Source organism: Paenibacillus sp. FSL H8-0175 (assembly GCF_045040615.1).
In the GTDB taxonomy this organism is placed as follows: Bacteria; Bacillota; Bacilli; order Paenibacillales; family Paenibacillaceae; genus Paenibacillus_AQ; species Paenibacillus_AQ odorifer.
Window position 1 is genome coordinate 1,901,569 of the sequence record NZ_CP150299.1, and the last position, 26,714, is coordinate 1,928,282.

At 44.4% G+C, this 26,714-nt stretch carries 19 protein-coding genes; 13 read left to right on the forward strand and 6 right to left on the reverse strand.

All coding sequences use genetic code 11. From position 1 onward, the window contains the following. Positions 1 to 52: 52 nt before the first annotated feature. The 4 genes from MHH46_RS08180 (at position 53) to MHH46_RS08195 (ending at position 5,008) form a co-directional block, all read left to right on the forward strand. Positions 53 to 1,933, forward strand: coding sequence for a sensor histidine kinase (locus MHH46_RS08180; protein WP_076126303.1), 1,881 nt, complete (start codon positions 53 to 55; stop codon positions 1,931 to 1,933). A gap of 22 nt (positions 1,934 to 1,955) precedes the next feature. Further along, the gene (locus MHH46_RS08185; RefSeq protein ID WP_081387870.1) at positions 1,956 to 3,266 is read left to right on the forward strand and encodes an ABC transporter substrate-binding protein; all 1,311 of its coding nucleotides are present in this window, start codon (positions 1,956 to 1,958) and stop codon (positions 3,264 to 3,266) included. A 45-nt stretch (positions 3,267 to 3,311) separates the two neighbouring features. Continuing rightward, positions 3,312 to 4,376 carry a LacI family DNA-binding transcriptional regulator gene (locus MHH46_RS08190; RefSeq protein ID WP_076126305.1) on the forward strand — a complete coding sequence of 355 codons (1,065 nt, stop codon included), beginning with the start codon at positions 3,312 to 3,314 and terminating at the stop codon, positions 4,374 to 4,376. Positions 4,377 to 4,447: 71 nt separating this feature from the next. Beyond that, positions 4,448 to 5,008, forward strand: a complete 561-nt coding sequence (locus MHH46_RS08195; RefSeq protein WP_076126307.1) for a GNAT family N-acetyltransferase — start codon at positions 4,448 to 4,450, stop codon at positions 5,006 to 5,008. Between the two features lie 62 nt (positions 5,009 to 5,070). Here MHH46_RS08195 and MHH46_RS08200 read toward each other — a convergent pair whose 3' ends face one another. The 4 genes from MHH46_RS08200 to MHH46_RS08215 form a co-directional block, all read right to left on the reverse strand. Then, positions 5,071 to 5,973, reverse strand: coding sequence for a manganese catalase family protein (locus MHH46_RS08200; protein WP_076126309.1), 903 nt, complete (start codon positions 5,971 to 5,973; stop codon positions 5,071 to 5,073). 505 nt (positions 5,974 to 6,478) lie between these two features. After that, positions 6,479 to 7,651 (reverse strand): glycosidase, encoded by a 1,173-nt coding sequence (locus MHH46_RS08205; protein WP_076126311.1) that lies wholly within the window; start codon positions 7,649 to 7,651, stop codon positions 6,479 to 6,481. Further along, a complete protein-coding gene (locus MHH46_RS08210) occupies positions 7,651 to 8,865 on the reverse strand; it encodes an AGE family epimerase/isomerase (protein WP_076126313.1) in 1,215 nt (404 codons plus the stop codon). The genes MHH46_RS08205 and MHH46_RS08210 overlap by 1 nt, the downstream gene beginning before the upstream one ends. Positions 8,866 to 8,886: 21 nt before the next feature. Continuing rightward, a complete protein-coding gene (locus tag MHH46_RS08215) occupies positions 8,887 to 9,837 on the reverse strand; it encodes a glycoside hydrolase family 113 (RefSeq protein ID WP_076126315.1) in 951 nt (316 codons plus the stop codon). Between the two features lie 296 nt (positions 9,838 to 10,133). Between MHH46_RS08215 and MHH46_RS08220 the strand changes: the two genes are divergently transcribed. From MHH46_RS08220 to MHH46_RS08255, 8 genes are all read left to right on the forward strand, one after another. Further along, the gene (locus MHH46_RS08220; RefSeq protein WP_076126317.1) at positions 10,134 to 10,913 is read left to right on the forward strand and encodes a response regulator; all 780 of its coding nucleotides are present in this window, start codon (positions 10,134 to 10,136) and stop codon (positions 10,911 to 10,913) included. Between the two features lie 319 nt (positions 10,914 to 11,232). Next, the gene (locus tag MHH46_RS08225) at positions 11,233 to 12,600 is read left to right on the forward strand and encodes an ABC transporter substrate-binding protein (RefSeq protein WP_076134055.1); all 1,368 of its coding nucleotides are present in this window, start codon (positions 11,233 to 11,235) and stop codon (positions 12,598 to 12,600) included. Positions 12,601 to 12,728: 128 nt separating this feature from the next. Continuing rightward, positions 12,729 to 13,610 (forward strand): carbohydrate ABC transporter permease, encoded by an 882-nt coding sequence (locus tag MHH46_RS08230; protein ID WP_036675555.1) that lies wholly within the window; start codon positions 12,729 to 12,731, stop codon positions 13,608 to 13,610. Between the two features lie 3 nt (positions 13,611 to 13,613). Then, positions 13,614 to 14,447, forward strand: coding sequence for a carbohydrate ABC transporter permease (locus MHH46_RS08235; RefSeq protein WP_076126321.1), 834 nt, complete (start codon positions 13,614 to 13,616; stop codon positions 14,445 to 14,447). Between the two features lie 76 nt (positions 14,448 to 14,523). Then, positions 14,524 to 15,555: a glycoside hydrolase family 130 protein gene (locus MHH46_RS08240; RefSeq protein ID WP_076126323.1), complete on the forward strand. Its 1,032-nt coding sequence runs from the start codon at positions 14,524 to 14,526 to the stop codon at positions 15,553 to 15,555. Positions 15,556 to 17,010: 1,455 nt separating this feature from the next. Beyond that, positions 17,011 to 17,973: an alpha/beta fold hydrolase gene (locus tag MHH46_RS08245; RefSeq protein WP_143762377.1), complete on the forward strand. Its 963-nt coding sequence runs from the start codon at positions 17,011 to 17,013 to the stop codon at positions 17,971 to 17,973. A gap of 47 nt (positions 17,974 to 18,020) precedes the next feature. After that, positions 18,021 to 20,093 carry a methyl-accepting chemotaxis protein gene (locus MHH46_RS08250; RefSeq protein WP_081387869.1) on the forward strand — a complete coding sequence of 691 codons (2,073 nt, stop codon included), beginning with the start codon at positions 18,021 to 18,023 and terminating at the stop codon, positions 20,091 to 20,093. Positions 20,094 to 20,264: 171 nt separating this feature from the next. Continuing rightward, complete coding sequence (locus tag MHH46_RS08255) at positions 20,265 to 22,076, forward strand: peptidoglycan D,D-transpeptidase FtsI family protein (protein WP_405132588.1); 1,812 nt, start codon at positions 20,265 to 20,267, stop codon at positions 22,074 to 22,076. On the opposite strand, the gene MHH46_RS08260 is transcribed toward MHH46_RS08255, so the two are convergent. Beyond that, the gene (locus MHH46_RS08260; protein WP_076192867.1) at positions 22,034 to 23,227 is read right to left on the reverse strand and encodes an AI-2E family transporter; all 1,194 of its coding nucleotides are present in this window, start codon (positions 23,225 to 23,227) and stop codon (positions 22,034 to 22,036) included. The genes MHH46_RS08255 and MHH46_RS08260 overlap by 43 nt on opposite strands. A gap of 208 nt (positions 23,228 to 23,435) precedes the next feature. On the opposite strand from MHH46_RS08260, the gene MHH46_RS08265 reads away from it, so the two are divergent. Next, positions 23,436 to 24,836 (forward strand): polysaccharide deacetylase family protein, encoded by a 1,401-nt coding sequence (locus tag MHH46_RS08265; protein WP_076192865.1) that lies wholly within the window; start codon positions 23,436 to 23,438, stop codon positions 24,834 to 24,836. Positions 24,837 to 25,013: 177 nt separating this feature from the next. On the opposite strand, the gene ilvD is transcribed toward MHH46_RS08265, so the two are convergent. Continuing rightward, the gene (gene ilvD / locus MHH46_RS08270) at positions 25,014 to 26,699 is read right to left on the reverse strand and encodes a dihydroxy-acid dehydratase (RefSeq protein WP_036680967.1); all 1,686 of its coding nucleotides are present in this window, start codon (positions 26,697 to 26,699) and stop codon (positions 25,014 to 25,016) included. Between the last annotated feature and the right edge of the window lie 15 nt (positions 26,700 to 26,714).

Genomic DNA, 26,714 nt, shown 5'->3' on the forward strand with positions numbered 1-26,714 from the left:
TTGTTATAATTTAATAACAAGTTAGGTAAAAAGTATTAAGGAGAAGGACCAAATGAAAGGTAGACGCATCTCTGGCTGGTGGTCCGTTATCGGGGACATGAGCATGGAACGCAAGCTGCTCCTCGTCTTTTTAATTATCATTACCCTCCCGCTATCCTTCATCAGTGTATTTACCTTCAAGAGCTACTCAGAATCTATTCAGGGGAACACCATTGCTTATTCTGAGAAATTAATCGATCAAATGATGGATGGAGTAGACGATTATATCGAAGATATGAAGCGTATTTCATCTATGCCCGCCTATGTGAATGATATCAAACAGAATTTAATACGTTCGAACAACTACCATGAGCAGAAAAAGATTATGGGAGGCGCAACTGGGAGTGCTGCTTTGTCGCCCGGTGATTTTGATCTTCTGTTGTCCATTCAACGGGGGATAGAGGGCAACATTTCGTTTATTAACAATATTAAGCGAGGTGCGAACTCGGTTTATATTTTTGACGCTTACGGAAATGGTTATTATTCTGCGAAGGATGGTGGCGTACGACTCGATCTCGAGCAAAGCTATAAATACTGGAGCCAGCAGACTAAGGATTCCAGCGGAGAAGCATTATTGTTCGGTACTCAAGCGTATACAAGTAATCTGCAGAGCACCCGATATGCTTTTACCGTTGTTCGCAAAATCGTGGATGGCTTGTTAAATCCAATCGGGCTGATTGCGGTTGAAGCGAATATTAGCAATTTGGAGAATCAAGTTACGGAGCTGGATAAAGTCACCCATGGGAAGTCGTTGATTGTGGATGAGAAGGGAATGGTCATCTACGACAGCGACAAGAAGCTGCTGGCCACAGATATTTCTGATTCAGACTTGTTCAAAAGAGTTGGAGGCATTTCTGGAAGCTTTTATGATACAGTCAACGGAAAAGAGCGGTTGAATATTTACTCTGGCTCTACCAAAACCAATTGGAAGGTAATTATCTCTATTCCTGTTGATGTACTGATGCGTGATGTGAAGCTGACCCGTAATACAACACTTGCTGCTACATTAAGTATCATAGTACTAGCGTTAATTATTTCGATTATTCTTTCCGTTGCCCTTACTAAATCGCTGACTCAAATGATTCAATTGATGAAAAAAGTTCAGGGCGGCGATCTGGATGTGATGTTCAGAGTTAAACGGCGTGACGAAATTGGTCTGCTGGGGCATCAATTTAATCGTATGTTAGCCCGAATCAGGCAGCTAATTCAGGATATTTACCGCATAGAAGAACAGAAAAAGGAAGCAGAGCTTCATGCGCTGCAGAGTCAAATCAATCCTCATTTTATCTATAACACACTGGAGTCCATCCGAATGACCGCCGAGCTGAATGATGATGTCGAAGCTGCGGATATGATCTCTATTCTGGGCAAACTGCTACGGTACAGTACAAGTGATCTGAGTGGCAATACGACATTGAAGCAAGAGCTTGGGTATGTGCGTAATTACGTCGAGCTGCTGAACTATCGTTATCCTAACCGTTTTTTACTGGATATCGATGTGCCGAAGTCGTTAGATAATTACTCTATTATCAAGCTGGTCTTCCAGCCTATCATTGAGAATGCAGCTTACCATGGCTTAGATGATAATAAGCCGCAAATGCATTTAAGCATCCGCTGCGAGATTACAGAGCAAATGCTGTTGTTTCATATTAAAGACGACGGGATCGGAATGGATGAGAAGACTTTGGAGAAATTGAATGATGGGCTGCAGAACGAAAGTCCTCCTAAGAAAAGCATTAACGGGGGGATAGGCATGAAAAATGTACAGCAGCGAGTGCGTCTTCATTATGGAGCGGCATTTGGGATCCAGGTATATAGTGAGCTTGGACGAGGGACCGATGTTATTTTGTCGCTGCCATTACTGGAGCAGGAATTAATTAGCTTACCTGAGTAACGAAATAAGAGGGGGCTGTCCGTTGAAGGGGTTGAAATTAGAATGGACTATGCGGACCATACTGTTACTTCTCTTAGTGTTATTGAGTAGTAGCTGTGCCAATAACAATAAGCAGACGGAATCCACTCCGCCTCCAGTTGGAGACGAGGTGAAGTCTGACTTGTCCGGCACCATAGTCATGATGACCAATCGAATAGATCTGATTGAGAACGGAACTTTTCAAGGATACGCGGACCAATTTAAACAGAGATACCCCGAAGCCAATGTGGAATTTGAAGGTTTGTCCAATTATGCAACGGATATTCTGGTACGGCTATCCACGAAAGATGCCGGTGATGTACTGTTGCTTCCGGTGAATCTTCCGTCAAAGGAGCTGGATTATTTTTTCGAGCCGCTGGATGAAGAAACCGCCGCTAGTGAGAGGTTCACCTCTTTTGCTACGTATAACGGGAAACGATATGGGCTGTCCACGGGGACTACTACGGTTGGGATTGTCTATAATAAAAAGGCATTCGAAAAAGCAGGAATAGCTACTGTTCCTAAGACGCTGGATGAATTCTACGAAGCTTGTGCGAAATTAAAACAAGCGGGTATTATCCCCCTATATATGAATTATGGAGCCGTTTGGCCTTTACGTGAATGGGGGAACAGTCTGGTTAACTATATGACAGGCAATCCAGAGTATCTAAATAATATGGTAAATGAGGATAGTCCGTGGCAGCTTGATAATGAGTGGGGGAAATCAATTTCCATTGCTCGAACCTTAATTGGTAAAGGCTATGTTGAAGATGAACTATTCTCGAACAATTGGGAGATATCGAAGACTAAGCTAGCTAAAGGTCAAGCAGGGATGTATTTACTGGGAAATTGGACGATTGGACAAGTCCTTGATGTGGGGGCTGCCCCGGATGATATTGGATTCTTCCCGTTTCCGTATGATAATGGCAGCGCTCATTATGCGCCGATCAATCCAGATTGGTTCATGGGGGTTAGTAAATATACCAAGAACAAAGAGCTTGCTATGGCGTGGTTGAGTTTTTTTGTGAAGGAGACTTCCTATCGAGATGATTGGGGATTCCTTCCGGCAGATGGAAGCTTGAATCCCTCTATGTCGCAGTACCGTGAGTTTTTATCTTATAAGCCTAAGCTACTCGATGCTACTGTACAAAGTGATGCGTTCATCGAGCTGGCGAATAGAGCCAAGCTGTCCTTTTGGTCCGGGGATTATATTCAGGAGTTACTGGCTGCGCCTGATTTACAAAAGGCTTTTGACGAATTAAATGCAAAATGGAAGGAAGCGCGGGCAGGAGCACCACAAACTTCTCAGCCTTAAAGTTAGTACTACATAAATTTGATGACATTCTCTGGAGGGTTATATATGGCTAAAAAGGTCACCATGCAAAAAATCGCTGATCATCTCGGCGTATCCAAATTCGTTGTCTCCAAGTCACTTTCGGGTAAGGGCGGCGTTAATGAGACGACAAGAGAACGAGTGATTCAAGCGGCATCGCAGCTGGGTTATTTTACGCAGAAAAATGCTTTTGTCCAAGGCATAAAACGCACCCCCCCGGTAGGTGGCGGGGATCGGAATAAGCAATCCGTGCTGGTGTTAATGCCGAATATTCGTTCTCAGACGCAGGATTCTTTGTATTGGGGAAAAATTGTGGATGGTATTGCGATTGCGCTGGATCAGGAAGGGCTTGGGATGGTCATTATCTCCGAGAACCGTGCGGATAATTTCGTTAATATTTTGAATCCCAATGGAATCCTTGGTTTGATAGGTGTGGGCCAAATCTCTACTTCCTTGCTGCTTGAGGTACACCGTATTGGTTTGCCGATGGTGTTGATTGACCATGAAGATCCGCTAATTCCAAGTGATACCGTGTTTGCGAATAATGTGGATTCTATGGCTCGGCTTACAAATCATTTGATGGGCACAGGCCATACCCAAATGCATTTTATCGGCAATATTGGATTCTCACGCAGTTTCCGCGATCGGTGGATTGGCTTCCGGAGTGCGCTGGAGGAGAGCGGAATAAGACTGCCTTTGGAAGATGATGCGAATCTTTTTCTGGAAGGGGTGGAGGAAGACTTATTTCAGGAGGATTTTAAAAACTGGGTGAATAAGCGTAAAAAAGCCAAAACACTCCCGACAGCCTTGGTTTGCGCTAACGACTCCACAGCCCTTTCGGTCAGTGACATCCTCAAGGAAGAAGGGTTTAATATTCCGGAGGATATCTCAGTTACAGGCTTTGATAATATTGAGGATGCCTTAAGAGGCGTTCCACCGCTTACAACTGTTCATGTTCCTAAAGAAGCGATGGGCCGAGCCGCAGTGGAGAAACTTCTGAGCCGTATTCATAATCCTTCTGCACCGCTTGAGAAAATTCTTATTGCAGCGGATATTGTACATCGTGATTCCGTGGATAAGCCGCGAGACTAGAACTATGTTGATCTAAAAAGTATATAAAAGCCATGGATTCTAGTTTTGCTTGAGTAAGGGGGAATTTAGTTATGACAGAACCAGTTGCCATCCCAAAGATTGATGGCGAACAGATTCAACTACGCGGTGTGCAAGCATCCGATCTGGAGGCTTATTATAAATTTTTGCTTGATGTTGAGATGGGGCAATTAACAGGATCACAAGGAGATTTCTCCCGTGAGCAGACGGCAGCTTGGATTCGTAAGATTGGTGTTCCAGCCGAGGATCGTGTGGATCTTATGATTATAGTAAAGGACACGGGTGAGCTCATTGGAGAAGTGGTACTAAATGAAATAGATCCGGACAATCGTAGTGCAAATATCCGGATCGGCATTTGTGGGCATGAACATCGGGGTAAAGGTTACGGTACTGAAGCTATGATTCAAATGCTACGATATGGCTTTGAAACTTTGAAGCTGCATCGCATCCATCTCGGCGTATATACTTTTAACCCCAGAGCCGTTCATGTCTATGAGAAGCTTGGTTTTCAACGCGACGGTGTGGAGCGGGATGCTCTTTATGTAGACGAAGAGTTTCATAACATGATTCTGATGTCCATGCTTGAAGAGGAGTTCCGCAGTTTGTACAATTAAAAAAAGTGAATCTAGGGTAAGGAAGATTGTAGGTAACTTCCTCACCAGATTCACTATGAATATTAGTCTGTAATATTTCCAGCCATTTTGAGGCGTTTGGCAATTTCTTTAAAGTCTTCGGGGGAGATTCCGGGAGCGAATTCCTCTTCGACTGCCGGAGCAACGGGGATCGGAAAGCCTTTAGGGGATCCTTGAATAACTTCAAGCGGAAGATTATCCTCTGGGTGGGTTCCCTTCCAAATCTGATCGATGGCGCCGAAGTCACTTTCACTCCAGGTGTATAGCTTGGTATGCACGCCTTTTTCTTCATATTTTTTTGCTTCACTGAATGATTTATTATTTAACGAAGGAATCGGTACGAGCTTAGTTACATTAACACCTGTTGCCACTTCAATGGCTTTGGCATAAGCGACCACGTGGACACCACCACGGACTAAAAGGAATCCGACTACAGCGCGTGCAGCTGGATGGTCTGTCATTTCGTAGACCTTCATTTTATGTGTTCTGGCTCCGCATTCGAGGAAGAAGTTATGTAGCAGATCTTCCACTAGGTTGCCGCTATTAAAGACGTTTGCTCCGGTCCACGGGTTCCCCGTTGAATCAAAAGGCATAGCCCCTTGTGCACCAGCCAGAAAGTGATAGGATAGACGCGCATCTTTTGCGGACCCTAGAGGGGTGGAATCGGGCTCTTTATAACTTGTTGACCCTCGAAGACATTTGTTGATGGCATGCGAAACCAGCTCGACATGGCCAAGCTCTTCCGCTGTTATGCTCATCACCAAATCATAAAAAGGCTTCAGTTTGTCTTTTGAACGGAAATTAAAGGATTGAAAGAGGTAATTGTTAAGGGTCGACATTTCTCCGAACTTTCCGCCAAGTAATTCCTGAACAGCGGCAGCAGCATTGGGATCGGGCTTCTCAACTTCAGGAATCTCAATCATGATTTCATCCATACGTTTGAACATTAATATCTCAGCCTCCTTGGAGTTAGGGGTTACTGACCTATTTTGAGCTTAATCTATAGGAATTACTCATGAATGGGCTGAAAAGTATGGATGTGCGTCATGTAAAAGGCTTTTTGTGTCGAAAAGGCAAACGGCAAATACTATCAAATACGCAATTAAAACCACAATCAAATACGCAATCAAATACGCATATTAACCTGCTAACGGACACAGCAGACCCTATATGCAGTATTATCCGATATTTACAATGCTAACGGACTCCAGCGCAGCTATCGGCCTAGAAAACGCCCCAAATGGGACTCTTTTCAGGGAATAGCGCCCCTGGAGTCCGAAAACTTACTTTGAAGGCTAAATACATGTGAATAGCGTCATCTGAGTCCTTAAGTTACTCTAGATGATTGATATTCGCTTGAAGCAAACAGTGAATGATCAAAACGCAGAGCAGCGATCCTCCTAATATAGGAGAATCGCTGCTCTGTTGATTTTTAGGGTTTATGAACTTTTTTTACAATGCTAAATTACGATCAATAAGAGCAATACGTTGCTGTACACAAGCATAAGAGCGAAGGGGATCCTCTGGAGTGTTCAGCACATAATCTAACATTTGGTCAACGGTAGTTGTAGCCACATGGATACGAGTGTCGGAGGAGGCGTAGTAAATATAGATTTCACCGTTATCAAGTGCAATCACGCCATTACAGAACACGACATTGGAGACATCGCCGACACGTTCTTCACCGTCTGGTGCGATGAAATGACCGCCAGGTGAATGAGTAACTTTGTTTGGCTCATCCAGGTCAGACAAGAAAGCATATAGCACGTATCGGAGTCCAGCAGCTGTGTTGCGTACACCATGAGCAATATGCAGCCAGCCTTTTGCAGTTTTGATTGGAGCTGGACCTTGGCCATTTTTAACTTCCTTGATGGTATGGTAGTAGCGTTCGTCCATGATAGTCTCGCTGGTAATTACGGCATCTTCAATTGTATCCGAGAGTCCCCAGCCAATACCGCCACCGGAACCTGCATCGATAAAGCCATCTTGTGGGCGAGTGTAGAAAGCGTATTTTCCATCTACAAATTCAGGGTGTAGCACGACATTACGCTGCTGAGCAGAGCCTGTTTTGAGATCCGCCAGACGTTCCCAGGTCTTCAGATCTTTGGTGCGAACAATACCACACTGTGCTACTGCGCTAGAAAGGTCACCCTGTGGGGCTTCTGGATCTTTGCGTTCTGTACAGAAGAGGCCGTAGATCCAGCCATCTTCATGGCTAACGAGGCGCATGTCGTAGACGTTGATATCAGGAACTTCTGTCTCCGGCAGCACAACTGGATGATCCCAGAAGCGGAAGCCGTCCACGCCATTGTCGCTTTCTGCTACAGCGAAAAAAGATTTGCGGTCATTGCCTTCCACGCGAGCAACAAGATAGAATTTGCCATTCAGTGCAATAGCACCCGGGTTGAAGACGCCGTTGACGCCAATTCTTTCGGCAAAATAAGGGTTGGTATCTGGGTTAAAATCATAACGCCAGATTAAGGGCGCATGCTCAGCAGTAAGCAGTGGATGAGCATATCGGTCATAAATACCGTTTCCATAAGGAAGCTTTTCGTTCTTGCGAGCGATCAGGGCTTCATAACGTTCTGTTAATTGTTGTTTGCGTTCTTGGAATAATGATGACATTAGACAGTCTCCTTTATAGTTGATTTCAGTCGTGCGATCATTTCGAAGCAGGCTCTGCTGTTATGATAAGGACATTTCCAGGCGCTAACCTTTGATCCGTGAGGCAGGGGCTGAAGGTTCTCGTCCACGCCCCAGTACCATTCACCCAGCTTGTGATCCACCATGTATTTATCGATAAAAGTCCAGGAGGCTTGGGCAGCCTCATTAAATTTGCTGTTACCAGTCAGCTGATAAGCATTATAGAATCCAACAACCGCCTCAGCTTGCGGCCACCAATCTTTATCTTTGCTCAGCAGCCCGCTTGGGTCAGCTTCATTCCATATCCCTCCATCGCTATCAATACCTTCCGCAAGAACGGCTTCTGCCATGGAGACAGCGACTGTTCGCACACGCTGCAGCAGCTGCTCTTCTCCAAGGGTTTCAGCAGCTTCCACCAGCAGCCAGCTTCCTTCGATGTCATGTCCGTAGGAGATAATATCTGATTTCACATTCCATGCCTCATCTAAGAAAAGATGAAAATGCTGGCCTTCCTGATCAATGATATGATCCAGCATCGTTTCGATTAGCTCAGTTAGCGTGCTCTTTAGTTCCTCCGACTTCCATACTCGATAGAGACCGGTATACGCTTCCAGAACATGCAGATGGGTATTCATAGATTTTTTTTCATTCATATCCTTGCTGCTGAGACTGAGGTTATCAGTGATTTGCCATTCCCGTGATAAAGCTTCGACATAACCTTTATAAATAGAATCATAGCCGTATTTCTCAACTAGCTGGAATAATTGAATCGCATCCTCTAAGACCTCTGGACGTCCGGTCGCATGGTAGAATTCAGCCAGTGCGTAGATAGCAAAGGATTGGCCATAGATCTGCTTTTTCTCTTGAGAAGGTCTGCCCTTAGCATCCACCATCCAGTATAATCCGCCATACTCTTTATCAATGAAGTGTTCCATCAGATAGGTATAAGCACGTTCTGCCATCGCCAGATATTCCGGTTTACCGTAGATCCGGTAAGCGCTCGCAAAGGACCAAAGAATCCGGGCATTAAGCACAAGGCTTTTCTCTGCGTTAGGAGTAATGTTCAGCTGATTGTCGATTTCACCTATAAAACCGCCGTTCACTTCGTCCTTCGTCTGTTTCATCCAAAAACTAAGAATATTATCCTGCAGCTCATCCTCAAGTTGGGTCAACCATAATTCTGGTGAATTAATCATTGTAATCAGTCACTCCTCACATTATTTGGTGATTTTTGAGGTGAAATATTCGTTGATGATCCCAGCGGCTTGCTTACCGTACATACAGTAATCATCATTCTGTGCTGCTTCTTTAATTGGATAAAGATGAGTAGGCCAATCCCAGAGCATAAAGCCCTGAACCCAATCTCTGTGCTCACAGCCTTGAAACATTGCCTGATAGAATTTACTTTGTTCTTCTTGACTTGGTTCGCCCTTTAAAGTCCAATCATTGGGAATCGCGGCGCTTCCGCTCCGGCTTGGGCAACCCGCTTCCATGAAAAAGAACGGCTTATTCTGTGAGCGCACCACTTGCTCAATCCGGTCGAGCTGAGCCTCCCAATCACTAGCTGGATAATACCCACTTGAAGAAATCACATCGAGCGCATCCCACCAGGTTACGTTATCCTCCTGATACTTATCGCAATTATAAGTAAGAATACCTGAGTAGACCTTCCGCACCTCAGCAATAAGCGAACGCCATTCGGCTTCGCGTCTATCCGTCTGTACAAGCTCACAGCCAATACAGAACATTTCACAGCCTGTTTCCTCAGCGATAGCGGCATAGTGCAGAATAAATTTAGTATAAGAGCTGAACCACTCAGACCATTTAGGCTCGCAAGGGACATCCTTATCAAAAAAGTTAATATGGGCACGCCAAGTTCCGTCAGCACAATTAACAATCGGCTTCAGGCATACTTTTAGCTGCAGTGACTTCGCTTTGCTGATAGCCCATTTCACTTCTTCGTCGCTAACGGTTGGAGCCTCCCAGTAGGGAATTTCCGTAGAATGAGCGGTAGCTTGAAGCGCGCTGAGCGCAATGGCCGTCCAGTTCGCTCCGGTGACAGAGGACATTAATTCCAGCGAACACTCAGCTTCTTCTGTTGTCCATGAACCACGTCTACCCGAGAAACCCCAGGTTACGCCTGCAATGTATTCGTTGTTTAACATCATCGAGAATCCTCACTTTACACACAAAAATAGAAAAATTAGCAATCTTCATTTTGTTAGATAGTTATTATTGTTTTGTTAGTTTATAATAACAACTTAATTTAGTTATATACTTTTTCGCAGATGATTTCAAGGACAATTTGTAGTTGAAGCTGGGAAATTTGAATAACTTTAGTTATAGTAAATATAAGACTATAAAAGGGCGCAATCGTACATTGACGTAATACATGGGGAGATACTATTCGTGATGATAGCGCAATCATAATAACTGGCGGATACAACTGGAGGGAATTACTCAAATGATAAATGTTATGATTGCGGACGACGAGGAAGTCATTCGCAGGGGGCTCGAAAAAATCACATCCAGAATGGAAATAGACGTACATGTAATTGGATCTTACGGCAACGGGTTGGAAGCCTGGGAACATTTAGAAAAGTTATCCCGGGAGGATATAGATCTGCTTATTACAGATATCAAAATGCCTAGAATGGATGGTTTTAAGCTGATTGAACAGGCTAGAGACCATATGGAGGATATCCCTATTGCTGTCCTTAGCGGTTTTAGTGAATTTGAATATGCCCGTCGAGCGATCCGTCATGGGGTGATGGATTATTTGCTTAAACCGATTGATAAGACTCAGCTATATGAACTGCTTAAGAGAGTAGAGGATGTAAAGAAAAAGACCGTGACGGAGCATGAGGAGATTTTCTCACAAGCTGCGGATGGTGGAGAACATTATGTAGTTGAGCAGACAAAAAGTATTCTGGAGAGAGAGTATGATCAGAACTTCGAGCTTGAACGTCTAGCGGAGATGGTGGGCATGAATGCGAGTTATCTCAGCCGTTTGTTCAAATTAAAGACGGGGCAGACGATCACAGACTATCTGATTCGGATTAGAATTTCTAAAGCAAAGGAACTGCTAATGGAGCATCCTGACCTGAAAAATTATGAAATTGCCGAGAAGGTGGGTTATAGCGATCCGGTATATTTTAATAAATTGTTCAAGAAAATGTGTGGTATGACACCTAAGGATTATAAAAGCGGCTGTAAATTCCCGAAAATTGAACGTGAGTTTTAGGCATATATAGGAAGTTATTTATTAGGAGGGCGAAAAGCTCTCTTTTTTTGTGGATGTTTTTATAAATTAGATAACAAAATTATTATAAGTAAAACAAAAATAACAAATACAAGACCAGAAAAAGCAATTGAAACCATCGTTTTGCGTCGAAAATAGATTTATAATGGGTTTGTAAGCGATATCATCACTTGTTTTCAAGAGTAATTCAGATAATCCGGTATTAATGGCTACTCTTTCAAGTTATGAGTGATGATAAAAGTTATTATTTTTGTTATTTACCTAAAACTAGAGTTGAATTGAAGAGAGGGGTCGTAACAGCATGAAAAAAGGCAAAACAATGATGGGCTTGATGGCACTAACACTTGTGGCGGGATTGTTTAGCGGTTGTTCCTCAAACAACAACACTAACAATGAAGCTGCTAAAAACACAGGAAACAATGGTTCTTCAGCAGAGGCAACTGCTCCAGCTGATGGTACAGCAGCTAAGGATATCAAAGGGGATATCACAGTCATAACGCAAAGAACAGATATTGTTGATACCGTATTCAAAGAGTATGCGGCTAAATTCAATGAGAAATATCCTGATGTAAAGGTGAACTTTGAAGCGCTCGCTACTTACGAAGATCAAATTAAAATTCGTATGAGCACTAGTGATTATGGCGACGTTCTTTTGTTACCTACTAGCATAGCTGTAAAAGATATTCCTGATTTCTTCGAACCCCTTGGCAAGCTTGAAGAAATGAGCAAACAATACACAGGGTTGGAAGAACGTGCAGTAGACGGAGTTGCCTATGGTATTCCGATGACTATCAACTTTAACGGGATTATCTATAACAAACAAGTCTTCAAAGATGCCGGAATTACAGAGGTTCCCAAAACCCCTGAACAATTCTTGACTGCCCTGCAGACTATTAAAGACAAAACACAAGCTGTTCCTCTTTACACAAATTACGCAGCAGGCTGGACATTGACACAATGGGAAGCGGATCTGGCTACAGTAGCTGGTGACCGTGATTATGTAAACATTGCTCAAGTGGCTAGCGACGACAACTATGTAGCGGGTCAACCACACTATGAATTGTACAAAATTTTGTACGATGCAGCACAAAAAGGTTTGATTGAAGAAGATCCAACTACAACAGACTGGGAATCTTCCAAAGCTGATCTGGCCAACGGAAAAATTGGGACTATGGTGCTTGGATCTTGGGCAATTGGGCAAATCAAAGGCCTGGCTACAAATCCAGACGATGTTGGATTTATGCCTTTCCCAACCAATGCGGATAAAATCCTTGTGCCGCTTGCTGGGGACTACAATCTGGGTGTCAGCGTGCACAGTAAAAACAAAGAAGCTGCTAGAGCTTGGGTGGATTGGTTCATCAACGAATCTAACTACCCTACAACTGAAGGCGGCGGTATGAGCCCGGCTATCGGTGCAGAGCTTCCAGAAATCCTGAAACAATATGAAGGTACAGATGTAACCTTTGATACTCTTGCTCCTGCTAAAGCTGGCGAAGAAGGCTGGTCTGATGAAATCGACAAACAAGCTGAGATCGGTGCTTGGCAGCCAGACTTCAAGAAACGGATTATTGAAGCAGCGATTGGCAACAGAAAAGAATCCTATGATGACATCATGAAAGACCTGAACGACAAGTGGAAAGCCGCTCGCGCTAAAGTCACAGCACAGTAACAACTATAAGCTTCTTAGATGCTATAGGCGGTAGTGAATGTGGGAGGGGATATGCTAACAAGCATTTCCCCCTTCACATTTAAACGAGTCTTAAATAAATGAGGATGCTTTTTCTGGAGGTGTATCGGGTGTTTAAGTTTTCAAATTTGAGCTATAAAAATCAAAGAATCGCTATCATCATCTTATTCTCATTAGTGCCGATATTGTTGCTGCTCACATTCGCTTATTATCCAGTCATCAGTATGTTTCGGTACAGCTTCACCAGTTGGAATGGATTGAGCAAAAATATGGAATATGTCGGTTTAGAAAACTACAAGACCATTTTTACGAAACCTGAGTATTTTTCTGTGTTTAAGGTCAGCTTGTATTATTTCTTTACCACCTTTATTCAGATGGCACTTGCCTTGTATTTTGCAACCATCTTGAGCTTTAGTGTTCGCATGAAAAACTTGTTTAAAGGGATTTTGTTCTTCCCAACCTTGCTAAACGGTGTAGCAATCGGTTTTATCTTCCTGTTCTTTTTCAAACCAGATGGAACGTTAGATACGATTCTTAATCTGATTGGGCTTGGCAGTCTGCAGCAGAAATGGCTTCTGAATCCTAACTTGATCAACTTCTCGCTCGCAGGTGCGTCACTGTGGAGATACATGGGAATGAACTTCCTGATTTTCCTCGGAGCTATTTCTTCTATTGGTAAGGATATCTATGAGGCCGCTGAAATTGACGGTGCAAACAGATGGCATCAGTTTATGCATATTATTTTGCCAAGCATTAAACGTATTCTGCAATTGAACTTGATTCTTGCGGTTAGTGGCGCCATTGGGGTATTCGAAATTCCATACGTCATGACAGGCGGATCTAACGGAAGTAGTACATTCGTAATTCAGACGGTCGATGTAGCTTTCAAATACAGCAAGGTTGGTTTGGCATCGGCGATGGCCGTGGTATTGCTGGGTATTGTTATCATCGTTACTATTTTGCAGCGCGTTCTGATCAAGGAGGAGAAATAAACTATGCATTCTGTAAAATATACCACTGCTAGTATATTCAAATATCTCACCTTGATTTTGGGAGCACTTGTAGCTTTGATACCTATCGTGGTCGTGTTTTTCGCTTCATTAAAAACCGGAGCCGAATATGCTTCTACCGGACCGTTAACGCTGCCAGAGAATTGGTTGAATTTCTCCAACTACACTAAGGCTTTTGTAGACGGAAAAATGCTGCTCGGTTTTAAAAATACTGTCATTATCGTTGTGATTTCTATTGCGGGTGCTACGTTGACGGGTTCGATGATGGCTTATATTTTATCGCGCTTCAAATTTAAAGGCAGTAAGATCCTAATTAGTATGTTCCTGATTGCCACCCTGATTCCAGGTGTAACTACACAAGTGGCTACTTTCCAAATCATCAATCACTTGGGATTATTTAATACCAGATGGGCACCAATCGTTATGTACTTGGGCACGGATATTATCGCTGTTTATATCTTCATGCAGTTTTTGGATTCGATCTCCGAGTCACTGGATGAATCCGCGATGCTGGACGGAGCTTCTTATTGGACGATTTATTGGAGAATTATTTTGCCACTGTTGAAGCCGGCGATTGTAACTGTAGTGATCGTGAAGGGTGTTAATATTTATAACGATTTTTACACCCCTTTCCTTTATATGCCGAAAACAGATCTGCAAACGATCTCCACAGCACTCTTCAAGTTTAAAGGTCCATATGGATCGCAGTGGGAAGTAATATGTGCGGCGATTATGATCGCAATTATACCGACATTGGTTGTGTTTACCGCCTTGCAAAAATATATCTACAATGGTTTTTCACAAGGTTCTGTAAAGTGAGCTCGACAGTAAATTTAATAACAGTACTAGATAAAATAGCATACTGAAAAGTTGCATACATTTGGAGGGAAAACTAATGAGTGAAGTAAAATTGGTTGGAGCAAGTGCAATTAACATCCCGAACATGCCTTGGCAAGAAAAGCCTGCTGGCTACGAAAATCCGATTTGGAGACATAATGATAACCCGGTTATCAAAAGAAATCCTGCAAAAGGTGTAGCCCGTATTTTCAATAGTGCGGTTGCTGCGTATGAAGGCAGTTTTATTGGTGTATTTCGTGTAGAAGATAACACTACTCGTCCGCATCTGCGTATGGGACATAGTGTGGATGGTTTGGATTGGAAAATCGATGATGAGCCGATCCGATTTATAGATGAAGAAGGTAATCCTTATCAGCCGCGTTATGCTTACGATCCACGTCTGGTGAAGGTTGAAGATACATTTTATATTATCTGGTGTACAGATTTCTACGGCGCAGCTATTGGGGTAGCAAAAACACAAGATTTCAAAACATTTATCAGCTTGGAAAACCCATTCCTGCCATTCAACCGGAACGGCGTACTGTTCCCTAGAAAAATCAACAACAACTTCGTGATGTTGTCCCGTCCAAGTGACAGTGGCCATACGCCATTTGGTGATGTATTCCTTAGTGAGAGCCCTGACTTCGTATATTGGGGAAAACACCGCCATGTAATGACCAAGGGTGGTCAAGGCTGGTGGCAAAGTGTCAAAATTGGTGGCGGACCAGCGCCGATTGAAACTACTGAAGGCTGGTTGATGTTCTACCATGGCGTAACTGGAACGTGCAATGGTCTTGTGTATAGTATGGGAGCGGTTATTTTGGACATCAATGAGCCCTCGAAAGTAAAATATCGCTCGAAGAACTTTGTATTAACGCCAGAAGAATGGTACGAGGAAAGAGGTTTTGTGAATAACGTACTGTTCCCATGTGCTACTCTGCATGATGCAGAAACCGGCCGTATCGCCATCTATTATGGCGCGGCTGATACTTATGTAGGCGTTGCTTATACAACGGTTGATGAAATCGTCAACTATGTCATCGAAACCCATGAAGAGGTTGGCGATGATGCAGGTTTAGGCAAAATCTAATTGGACTTAATAACCTATATTTTCAGTGAGCTTGCTAGAGTTCCGGAGAATTGCGTATTGTAGAGTTCGAAAAAAGTGTTTTGGGTTTGGTGTGTTGAATGTTGTTGGGTGTGCTCAGTGCGGAGGTTGCCTTGTGCGACCTCCGTGTTCTGTTGCAGAATGTACAACAGAACGACACATTATCGCCTGTAACAGATAAGTAGCGGGTGAGGGGGAAATTCGGCTCTGTTGGCGATTCTGATCACTCTGTTGTTTAGTCACTCTGTGGCTTGGTCACTCTATGGCTCTGACGTAAATAGTTGCACTTTGTGCACTTAAACTAACATTTCTTTGGTCACTAGGCGATATAGTTGCACTTCGTGCAACTATATCAGCCAAGTAACCACCAAAAGCTCCTTTTGCCGTTTTTTAGTTGTACAAAGTGCAACTAAGATTAGGAACAAATATATTTCAGCTGTAATAGCTGCACAAAGTGCAACTCTATGGCCCTGACGTAAATAGTTGCACTATGTGCACTTAAACTAACTATACCTAAGGTGCTAAGCGATATAGTTGCACTTCGTGCAACTATATCAGCCAAGTAACCACCAAAAGCTCCTTTTACCGTTTTTTAGTTGTACAAAGTGCAACTAAAAGGGAAAAAACACATATTCAGCTATAATAGCTGCACAAAGTGCAACTATCCAGTCGCAAACTGTTACTGTGCCGATTATAAAGAAGTTAATAGGCGAGATGGAAATGTGGGTGTTGTGAAGGCAATAGGAAGGTAGCGGATAAGTGGAATGTGAGTGGTTGTAGAGGTAATAAGAAGGTAGTAGGTACGTGGAGTGTGATTAGTTGTGAAGGCAATAAGAAGATAGCGGATAAGTGGAATGTGAGTGGTTGTAGAGGTAATAAGAAGGTAGTAGGTACGTGGAATATGATTAGTTGTGGAGGTAATAGGCAAGCAGCGAGTGAGTGGTGAATGTGGCTCAGTTGGCGACCTCAGTCAGTCTGTTGCTAAGTTACTCTATGGCTCTGACATAAATAGTTGCACTCTGTGCACTTAAACTAACATTTCTTTGTTTACTAGGCGATATAATTGCACTTCGTGCAACTATATAAGCCAAGTAACCACCAAAAGCTCCTTTTACTGTTTTTTAGTTGTACAAAGTGCAACTAAGAGGAAAACACACATATTCAGCTGAAATATAGCTGCACAAAGTGCAACTATCCAGCCTCGGAGCTGCGACTAAACTATCCAGTCGCAGAAAACGCAACTATTGCATCCCACTCCATCGCAACTTTTCCATCCCAACTATCCCATCCCACTATCCCATCGCAACTATCCATACATCAACGGAAAACCCATATGGGGTTTTCCGTTTCTATCTAGCATAGTAACTCTAACGTTGCTTCGCGGTTACGAACAGCAAGCGAACAATATCGTTACATAACTTAAGGAGGAACAATATTTTGGGAAGCGACATGAATTTGTCACAGTTAAAGGAATATAACGGAAGTAGTCCAAAACCGGATGATTTCGAGCAATTTTGGGAGCGGGCATTGCGTGATCTGGATGCACAGGCGCTGGATTATGAACTGGAACCAGCGGAGTTTGTCAGTGAACTTGCGGAATGTTTTCATTTGTATTTTACCGGAGTTGGCGGTGCAAGAATCCATTGCAAATATGTAAGACCGAAGAACAGCGTACATAAAAAAGGTCCCGGTGTAGTGATGTTCCATGGATACTCCTGTGACAGCGGGGATTGGATGGAGAAGGTGGCATATGCTGCTCACGGGATTAGCGTCCTGGCGATGGATTGTCGCGGCCAGGGTGGCCTCTCCGAAGATAACCTTACCGTAAAAGGGACTACGATACGCGGACATATCATTCGAGGGATGGATGATCCTAATCCTGATAACCTTTATTATCGCAATGTGTTCTTGGATACGGCACAGACTGCCCGAGTTCTGATGTCTATGGATGAAGTTGATCCTGAACGTGTAGGTGCCTTTGGACTATCTCAAGGTGGAGCGTTGACTGTGGCTTGTGCAGCATTAGAGCCTCGCATAAAAATAGCCCTGCCTGTATATCCCTTCCTTTCAGATTATAAACGTGCTTGGGAGCTGGATATTACCACTTCAGCTTATGAGGAGATCAACTATTATTTCCGGTTTTTTGATCCCCATCATTTGCGTGAGGATGAGATTTTTAATAGGCTCGGTTATATCGATATTCAGAATCTTGCCGAAAGAATACAGGCCAAAGTACTGTGGGTTACCGGGTTATCCGATACGATTTGTCCACCTTCAACTCAATTCGCCGCATACAATAAAATACTAGCGTCCAAAGAGCTTATGGTTTATTATGAGTACGGTCATGAGTATTTACCATATCTTGCCGATCGGGCGTTGGAATTGTTCATGACCTTGTAAGAGATAAGCCAGCAGGCATAACTGAAGACAACGGTGGTGAACAATTGATGAAGTCGCAAGTAAAAAAAGAAAAGGCGCATTTCCAGCTGCACCCTGCCAAATCGATTGGGGTGCGGCTTTTTCTCATCTTCTTCATCTCAACAATGGTGCTCGTTCTCTCACTTGGCTACATTTCCTATTCCGTAGCTGAGCAAACGATCGAGAATAACGCGCTGTCAGCCAATCAACAGACAGTCGTCCAAGCTGCAGAGAAGTTTGATGTTGAATTATTGCGTTATGAGGATGGCCTAGGAAGAATTCTTTACAACAATGAGATTCAGGATGCACTCAAACAAGGGAATAATCCCACTACAAGTAATGAGGATCGTAATTTGCAGTCCAACCAGATTAGCGCCGAGCTAAATGCCTGGCTGACCGCATCAAAGGGGGTAGAAGCTGTATACCTCATCCCGATGAATCAGGAAGTCCCTACTTCGTCAGCGGGATCAAAAGACAGCGCTTTTATCAAAGAATTCAGAGAGTCCTCATGGTTCAAGCAGCTTGAGGAGCAACCACAAACATTGTGGATTCCCCGAACAGAACAGGGGCAAGCCGGAAATACTTCGGGTATGTTTCATTTGGCACAATCGATAGCTGGGGATACACAAAGCCCGGGATACATAATTATCTGTGACATTAGAATTAGTGAATTAGAAAATCAGCTTCGTAAAGTTGATCTCGGACCCAGCTCTTACATGCAATTGCTGACGGATAAGGATGAATTGATCGCATCGTCCCAGCAAGTGGGAACAGATACTTATCTCAGTCTGGGAGGGACTCTTCTTCATGGTTTGGAGCATGAGGCTGGGTCATTGCCAACGAAGGATGAGAAAGGAAAATCCATTCTGGCTGTGTACGGGACGATGGAAAGCTCCAGCTGGAGATTGCTTGGTGTTGTTCCGGCTGAGAATCTTACGAAAGACGCACTTCGTATTCTAAAAACTACATATATTATTGTTGCGGTGGCTGCTATTGTCGCCATTCTAATTGGTTACTGGATGTACAGAATGGTATCTAAGCCCTTGACCCGACTTAAGGATCTAATGTCTCAAGGGGCAGATGGAAATCTTGGAGTACGTACGGATATTACCTCACGAGATGAAATTGGTCAGTTATCGGGTTCCTTTAATAGGATGATGGAACGGATCACAGAACTGGTAATCCATACTAATGAAACCGCGAGGAAGGTAATGGAAACTGCCGATGAACTTAGTAGAGTATCGCGTAAGACAGCGATGGCAGCCAAAGAGATTGCCGCAGCAACAGAAGAAATTGCCGGAGGTTCAGGCAGCCTAGCTTTGGAGGCGGACCAGGGTAACGAGCTTACGGGGCAAATTTCGGTGCAAATGAACAAAGTGAACTCAGCTACGCATGAGATGGATCATACCGCACATAGTATCGGCGTGCTTAGTGAAGAAGGTTTTAATGAGTTAAAAGAGCTGCTTGGCAAGACCAATAAGACGGGCGATATGACGAATAAGCTTGTGCTGAAAGTGAATGAGCTGCAAGACACCACATCATCAGTGATGAAGGTGCTTGATGTTATGCAGAATATTACACAGCAGACGAATATTTTGTCTCTAAATGCAACGATAGAAGCGGCAAGGGCAGGGGAGTCCGGCCGGGGATTTATGGTAGTGGCCGATGAAATACGCCAGCTTGCAGATCAGTCCAAAGAATCCATTGCTGTGGTGGCTAATATAACAGACACCATTATGAAGGATATGAACGAGACCGTAGGTGTTCTCTCGGAAGTAGCCCCTCTTTTTAATCAGCAGGTTACTTCAGTTGAGAGCACTAGCGATATCTTCGTATCTGTACAGGATCAGATGCGTCATTTTATTACACGCTTGGAATCTGTTGCTTTATCGATGGATAGCTTGAGCCAATCCCAGAAGGTGCTGTCAAATTCGATGGGCAATATCAGCTCCATTGCAGAAGAATCATCAGCAGCTTCTCAAGAAGTGGCTTCGCTTAGCGGGGAGCAACAAAGTGTGAGTGATCATTTAGTGGAGCTGTCTGAGCAGCTTGAGCATGCGTCCCGGCAGTTGCAAGAAAAACTGTCCAAATTTAATTTGTAACTTTGCATAACCTAAGTAAATATTTTTAACTACAAAGACCAGTCTCCCATTATTTGGGACTGGTCTTTGTGCTATTCAAAAGGCTATAAATTAGCTAACTAAGCATGAGTGTAAATAATCCAGCGGGTGGGACATAATAAAGGCTATGAACGTCAGTCAGGAGGAATGGGATTGCACAATAATGTCCACAGACGTATACTCGGCGGACTGATTATTTTATGTTCAGTAGTAGCCGTGTTGGTCCTTAGGCTGGCGTGGATTCAACTGTTTATGAAGGAACAGACGGTCCCTGGAACGAAATATACACTTGCAAAGATGGCAGAAATTCAAAGCGAACGGGAGACGGTATTGGACTCTGGGCGGGGGCGTCTGTATGACCGAAAGAGTGAACCCCTTGCCGGGGAAACCATTTGGACGGCTGCGTTTTTTCCTCAAGAGGCGAAGGCTAGGAATACCGTGACGCAGGTCGTATACGAAGAAGCTGAGTCCATGCACCGGTTGGCAGCTATCCTTGGAGTGAGTTATGAGCAATTGCTAAACAAGCGCTCTTCCCTTAAAGAACCATTGCTTTGGCCATCCTCAGTGGGAAAAGGACCGCTCGCACTTACATCCGCACAAGCGGAAGAAGTGAGTGCATTGGGGATCGACGGCGTAGGCGTGCTTCCTTTTGCTCGCAGATATGATGGGAAAGCAACTGGTCGGCAGTGGCTTGGATATTTATCGGAAGCGGTACCAAACACTGGTGGGAAGGCTTCCCCATCGGGGCTGAGAATTCCGATGAAAGGAACGGACGGGTTAGAAAAGACCCTGGAGCCGTTGCTTCGAGGTGTAGGGCATACTGAGGCATATGCTCAGGTTGATGCGCGCGGGCAACGTGTCCCGGGCAGTCCCATTCAAGTACGAGCCCCGGGTAATCCGTATTATCCGCTGTCTTTATATACAACGATTGATAAAAAGCTTCAGGAACAAATAGAGGAGTTAGCTGTCAAAGCTGGAATGAAGGAAGGAGCCGTGGTGGTGTTAGACACCGGAACGGGAGATATTGAAGCCATGGTATCTTTACCTTTTTACGACCCAGAGAAGATATCCCCTGAAGGGGGAGAGTGGAATAACCGGGCGTTGCAGGCTGCCGTACCTGGATCAATTTTCAAAATCGTCACAGCAGCAGCAGCACTAGAAGCCGGGGTCACCACAGCGGATGAGCTTTTCTATTGTTCAGGGCAATATGAGAAATATGGATTGTCTTGTCTAAAAGGAAAAGGACACGGTCCCCTCACGCTGGCGCAAGGGTTCGCCGTGTCCTGTAATACTGTATTTGCTGCGCTGGCAGAACGTTTGAGTGGGGCGCAGCTTCAAGCGACAGCACTCGCGCTGGGGCTCGGAAGAGATATTAGCTGGCAAGCGGAGAATACGCTTGGTTTTCCAGTTCTTAAGCCACTGTCCGGTGAGCAGAAGGGGACGATCTTTACTTCTTTGCTGCCGGATGATCCAGGCGCCAGAGTGCAGACGGCCATTGGGCAGCGAGATGTGCAAGTGACTCCACTTCAGGCAGCGAACCTGGTGGTGACGTTACTGCATGGCGGGGAAGTGAGAGCGCCAAGAATTCTCCAGCGTGTAACCTTTGCAAATGGGCAAAAGCTAGAGGATCTGCCGGGTCATCTTTCCCCTTCAACTGCCGGGAGGATCTCAGAATCTACAGCCCGCCAGCTGCTGTCCTGGATGCGTAAAGTAGTTACGGATGGAACCGGCACAAGTCTGCAGAGCACGAAATGGCCGGTTGCCGGGAAATCAGGTACGGCACAAACCCTTGTTAAGGGTATGCCGCGTAACAATCAATGGTTTATCGGCTATGGGCCGCTGGATCATCCCAGATATGCTGTGTCGGTAGCGGTGGAGAACGTCGCTCCGGACAGCTCACATCTAGCCGTTAAGCTGTTCGGTCAGATATTGGATTTATTATCATCGGTTCCCTCTGGAGCTTGAGGTTCAGGTAGTGGCGCAGAGCTGGTCTGATTGGAAGCTGGACCGTTAGCTGCAAAGGGTGAAACGATAAATTCCTCTTGCGGGAGATAGATCCAGCTCTGAAGATACCCTTGTTGAATCAGTTCTTTTATCAGAATAAGCAAAATCGGCGACAGAATCAGACCAGCCATACCGAAAGCAGATGTGGACAGAATGACGAACGACAGCATAAGGAAGGCTGAGGATACGCCAATCGAATTCCCGGTAATCTTCGGCTCAAGCAATTGCCTAACAATTAGTACAATGGCAAGGAGGATAATTAATCCGATAGCCAGTGAAGTATTGCCCACGATGAACAAATAGATGATCCAAGGGACTAAAATTGTCGTCACACCAAGAAGCGGCAAAACATCAAATACCGCGCAGACTAATGCCATTGTGATTTCGTTGCCGGTTCGCAGAATAAATAAGCCGACTAGAACTATGGCAAAAGTAATGCTGATCAGAATAAGTTGTGCTTTTAAATAGGAACCGATGGCTTTGAATACATTGCCTTGCAAAAAGGCGAAGGCGTTCTTAAAGGTTTTTGGCATTTTGTCATGCGCGATTTTACGCCAATCTTTGATTTCCATGCTAAGAAAAAATGCCAAAATAATGGCTATCCCGAAATTGGCCATGAAGGTGGAGAAGGAGCCTAGAATACCGGCCATGTATTTTAGAAAAGTAATCAGCCATCCTGTTAGAACATCCGTGGCATCTTTAAAGTACCCGTTGACCTTGTTCGTAATATCGGGTGGCAAGTTATCTATTTTTTGCTGCAGGTAGGTCGTGGTCTCCACAAAATGCTGCTGCACCACATATGTATATTTAGGGAGGTTCTCTTGGAAGTGAAGGGCCTGGATCGTAATCAGTAGACCGGCACCAAATAATGTACCTAACAGCACAATCAGAAAGAGCAACACTGAAATGGCGGAGGCAAAAGGTTTACCAAGACCACGGCGGTTCAAGAAGCGGGCCAAGGGTTCGATAAGCAAAAATACAAAAAAAGACAGGAATACAGGTGCAGCTAACTGATACAGCTTACTAAAGGAGAACATAATTAGATAAACCGTGAGGACAATTAATCCGATGTCAAAAAATGTGCGCCAATATTTTTTGTATAACGGCAGCATAGATATAAACAACTCCCTTTTTTTATAAGTGGATACGCCAGGTTGATTACATTGTACATGATTTTACTTTAAAAGCGTCTATTTCTTTGATACATGTGTTAAAATAGGGGGTAACGTTTTTTTATTCTACTTCACTTGGCCGTTTCACGGGTTCTGCTTGCAGACATTAGGCGAGCCAAAGTCAACTCTGGAAAAGCGGGGAATTAATATGCAGACTTTGCTGCTCTGGTTATTTTACATCTCATCATTTTATGCTTTTATCCCTGGTATGATCAGCCGGATTTTTGGTTACCGTGTCTTTCGTAAAGGAACTGGGCGAAATGAATTCGCACTGACCTTCGATGATGGACCTGATCCTCGATTTACACCATTACTGCTGGAATTACTGAAGAGGTATGATGCAAAAGCAACCTTTTTTGTAGTTGGCTCTAATGCTGAACGTTATCCTGATCTTATTCAGCGTATCCATGATGAGGGACATCTCATCGGAATTCATAATTATGTTCACAAGACGAACTGGCTCATGCGGCCAGCAACCGTCCGCCGGCAGATTCAACGTACGAATGATATTATTTATAATATTATTGGCGAACGCAGTACGTATTACCGTCCACCTTGGGGTATTGTCAATTTATTTGATATTTCCAAACGACGCCAAGTTGAAATTGTGCTTTGGTCGGCAATGTTTGGCGATTGGCGTGAGAAGCTCGGCGCCGAAAAACTCACTGAGAAGATGCTGGCCCGTCTAAATCCCGGGGAAGTGATGTTGTTGCATGATAGCGGCACAACGCTGGGTGCAGATGCGGATGCTCCAGGGAATATGCTTGTGGCTCTTGAGCAGACTTTGGAGGAAGCCCGTAAACGGGGACTACGCAGCATTCGGATTGATGAGATGATTAAGATGGCTGAGACGTCACCTATCCGGCGCTTATCTTTTGGTAAACGGGTGCTTGTAGGACTTTGGTTAGCTTGGGAACAGGTATTTCAAGCTCTTTTTCATCTCCAAACGATTACTCCGTCAGATCCTTTCCTGCATTATCGGATGCGGAAATATCAGGGTGAACCGGTTGAACTCGAGGGCGGAGAACTGCTGCGTAAAGGTGACAAAGTCATTGAGCTGCACATCGATAATAAACAGTTGTTCGAATTAGGGATTCATTCACGTTCTTCCGCTCAACTTGCGATTCGAATGATCCGCAGAATGGAAAAGGATCTGCCCATTCTTGCTGAGATCATTGCCAAAGATGTGGATCTTGCGGAAGCCAAAGCGCTTTATGGAGTCAGCATGATTAACCGGGGACCGGAGAAATTCGGCTTTACCGTACGTGATTTGCCGGATGGCTTATTCGCACGTTCCTCCAAATTTTACTTAAGGATCCTGTTAAGTGTGATTCATCCAGCAGGTGGGGCAAGGCTTAAAGAACGGAGCGAGGTCCTTGTGCCGAAGCTTATCCTGATGCCTGTCTCAGAGCTGCTCAAAAAGATGAATCAACAGCTGCCTCATCATCCGAAAACTGCAAAAAAACGCAAATCGCAACAGGAAGAATCGTTGTCACTTAATGATTCGGTTGCGGATGTAGAAATGCCAGGTGCGACAGTAACCAATTGATTCATGATCTTATTGATAAATATTTTACAGTGGACATGTAAAGAGATGTTCTACAATCCAGCGATGGGTTGTGGAACATTTTTTTATTGGGATAATTAAAAAAAGAGCAGCCCGCCAGTAGAAATACTAAGGTGGGACTGCTCTTGCTTGTTTTAATATTCTTTTTTGCTAAAGGGATTAGATCTTCAGCACTGCGCCGTTACTTGCATTGGTTACCATTTTGGAGTAACGAGCCAGGTAACCAGTTTTAACTTTAGGTTCGAATTCTTTCCAACCCGTACGACGAACTGCTAATACTTCTTCTTCAACCAGCAATTCAATCTTCCGGTTGTTGAGATCCAGCTCAATGATGTCTCCATCCTCAACAAAAGCGATCGGACCGCCTTCAGCTGCTTCTGGAGAGATATGACCGATACTGATTCCGCGGGAGGCCCCCGAGAAACGACCGTCTGTAATCAGACCGACCTTAGCACCTAGCCCCATACCCACGATTTGTGAAGTAGGCGCCAGCATTTCCGGCATTCCTGGTCCGCCCTTAGGACCTTCATAGCGGATAACGACTACATGGCCTTCTTTAACTTTACCGTTCGCGATACCTTCCAGTGCAGCTTCTTGGGAATCAAAGCAGATCGCAGGACCTTTATGATATCCACCTACTGAAGCATCAACTGCACCAACCTTGATGATAGAACCCTCTGGAGCCAAGTTTCCGTAAAGTACGGCAAGACCGCCTCTTTCGGAGTAAGGGTTGTCGATAGTATGAATTACGGAAGTATCTTGGATCTCGTGTCCGATTACGTTCTCAGCTAATGTTTTGCCGGTAACGGTCATACATTCCCCGAACAGAGCACCTGGTTTCTTCAGCAGTTCATTCAATACAGCACTAACGCCGCCCGCACGGTCCACATCTTCAATAAAGATATCAGAAGCTGGAGCCAGCTTAGCCAGATAGGGAACACGGTTTGCAACTTCGTTAATGCGTTCAAGCGGATAATCGATACCTGCTTCTTGAGCTAATGCAAGGGTGTGCAGCACTGTGTTAGTAGAACCACCCATTGCCATATCCAGTGCAAATGCGTTATCAAGGGATTCTTTAGTTACGATATCTCTTGGTTTAAGATCCAGCTTAATCAATTCCATCAGTTGTGTTGCGGATCTACGAACAAATTCTCTACGCTCATCAGCAACAGCCAAAATTGTACCGTTACCTGGCAATGCCAGTCCAAGTGCTTCTGCAAGGCAGTTCATGGAGTTGGCAGTGAACATTCCGGAACAAGATCCACAGGTTGGACAACCGAATTGTTCTAATTCTAGCAACTCTGCATCGTTGATTTTGCCGACTTGGTGAGCACCAACGCCTTCAAATACCGAGGTCAGAGAGAGCTTGTTACCTTTACTATCTACGCCGGCTTTCATTGGGCCGCCGCTTACGAACATGGTTGGGATGTTAACACGCAGTGCGCCCATCATCATGCCCGGTGTAATTTTATCACAGTTAGGGATGCAGACCATGCCATCGAACCAATGCGCGGAAACTACAGTTTCCAAGGCGTCAGCGATGATCTCGCGGCTTGGCAGTGAATAACGCATGCCGATATGTCCCATAGCAATTCCGTCATCTACGCCGATCGTATTGAATTCAAAAGGAACGCCACCAGCTTCGCGAATCGCTTCCTTAACGATTTTACCGAACTCTTGCAAATGCACATGCCCTGGAACAATATCAATATAGGAATTGCAGACCGCAATAAACGGCTTTCCGAAATCTTCTTCTTTTACTCCGGCTGCTCTCAGGAGACTACGGTGTGGAGCACGGTCAAAGCCTTTTTTAATCATGTCTGAACGCATTTTCTTGGCTGCCATAATGACATTCCCCCC

What these genes read in the sequence shown, in the direction of transcription:
- MHH46_RS08225 (WP_076134055.1), top strand. Translation starts at nt 11,233, where the DNA reads ATGAAAAAAGGCAAAACAATGATGGGCTTGATGGCACTAACACTTGTG.
- MHH46_RS08200 (WP_076126309.1), bottom strand. Translation starts at nt 5,973, where the DNA reads ATGTTCAAACGTATGGATGAAATCATGATTGAGATTCCTGAAGTTGAG.
- MHH46_RS08215 (WP_076126315.1), bottom strand. Translation starts at nt 9,837, where the DNA reads ATGATGTTAAACAACGAATACATTGCAGGCGTAACCTGGGGTTTCTCG.
- MHH46_RS08240 (WP_076126323.1), top strand. Translation starts at nt 14,524, where the DNA reads ATGAGTGAAGTAAAATTGGTTGGAGCAAGTGCAATTAACATCCCGAAC.
- ilvD (WP_036680967.1), bottom strand. Translation starts at nt 26,699, where the DNA reads ATGGCAGCCAAGAAAATGCGTTCAGACATGATTAAAAAAGGCTTTGAC.
- MHH46_RS08180 (WP_076126303.1), top strand. Translation starts at nt 53, where the DNA reads ATGAAAGGTAGACGCATCTCTGGCTGGTGGTCCGTTATCGGGGACATG.
- MHH46_RS08220 (WP_076126317.1), top strand. Translation starts at nt 10,134, where the DNA reads ATGATAAATGTTATGATTGCGGACGACGAGGAAGTCATTCGCAGGGGG.
- MHH46_RS08190 (WP_076126305.1), top strand. Translation starts at nt 3,312, where the DNA reads ATGGCTAAAAAGGTCACCATGCAAAAAATCGCTGATCATCTCGGCGTA.
- MHH46_RS08210 (WP_076126313.1), bottom strand. Translation starts at nt 8,865, where the DNA reads ATGATTAATTCACCAGAATTATGGTTGACCCAACTTGAGGATGAGCTG.
- MHH46_RS08195 (WP_076126307.1), top strand. Translation starts at nt 4,448, where the DNA reads ATGACAGAACCAGTTGCCATCCCAAAGATTGATGGCGAACAGATTCAA.
- MHH46_RS08205 (WP_076126311.1), bottom strand. Translation starts at nt 7,651, where the DNA reads ATGTCATCATTATTCCAAGAACGCAAACAACAATTAACAGAACGTTAT.
- MHH46_RS08250 (WP_081387869.1), top strand. Translation starts at nt 18,021, where the DNA reads ATGAAGTCGCAAGTAAAAAAAGAAAAGGCGCATTTCCAGCTGCACCCT.
- MHH46_RS08260 (WP_076192867.1), bottom strand. Translation starts at nt 23,227, where the DNA reads ATGCTGCCGTTATACAAAAAATATTGGCGCACATTTTTTGACATCGGA.
- MHH46_RS08235 (WP_076126321.1), top strand. Translation starts at nt 13,614, where the DNA reads ATGCATTCTGTAAAATATACCACTGCTAGTATATTCAAATATCTCACC.
- MHH46_RS08265 (WP_076192865.1), top strand. Translation starts at nt 23,436, where the DNA reads ATGCAGACTTTGCTGCTCTGGTTATTTTACATCTCATCATTTTATGCT.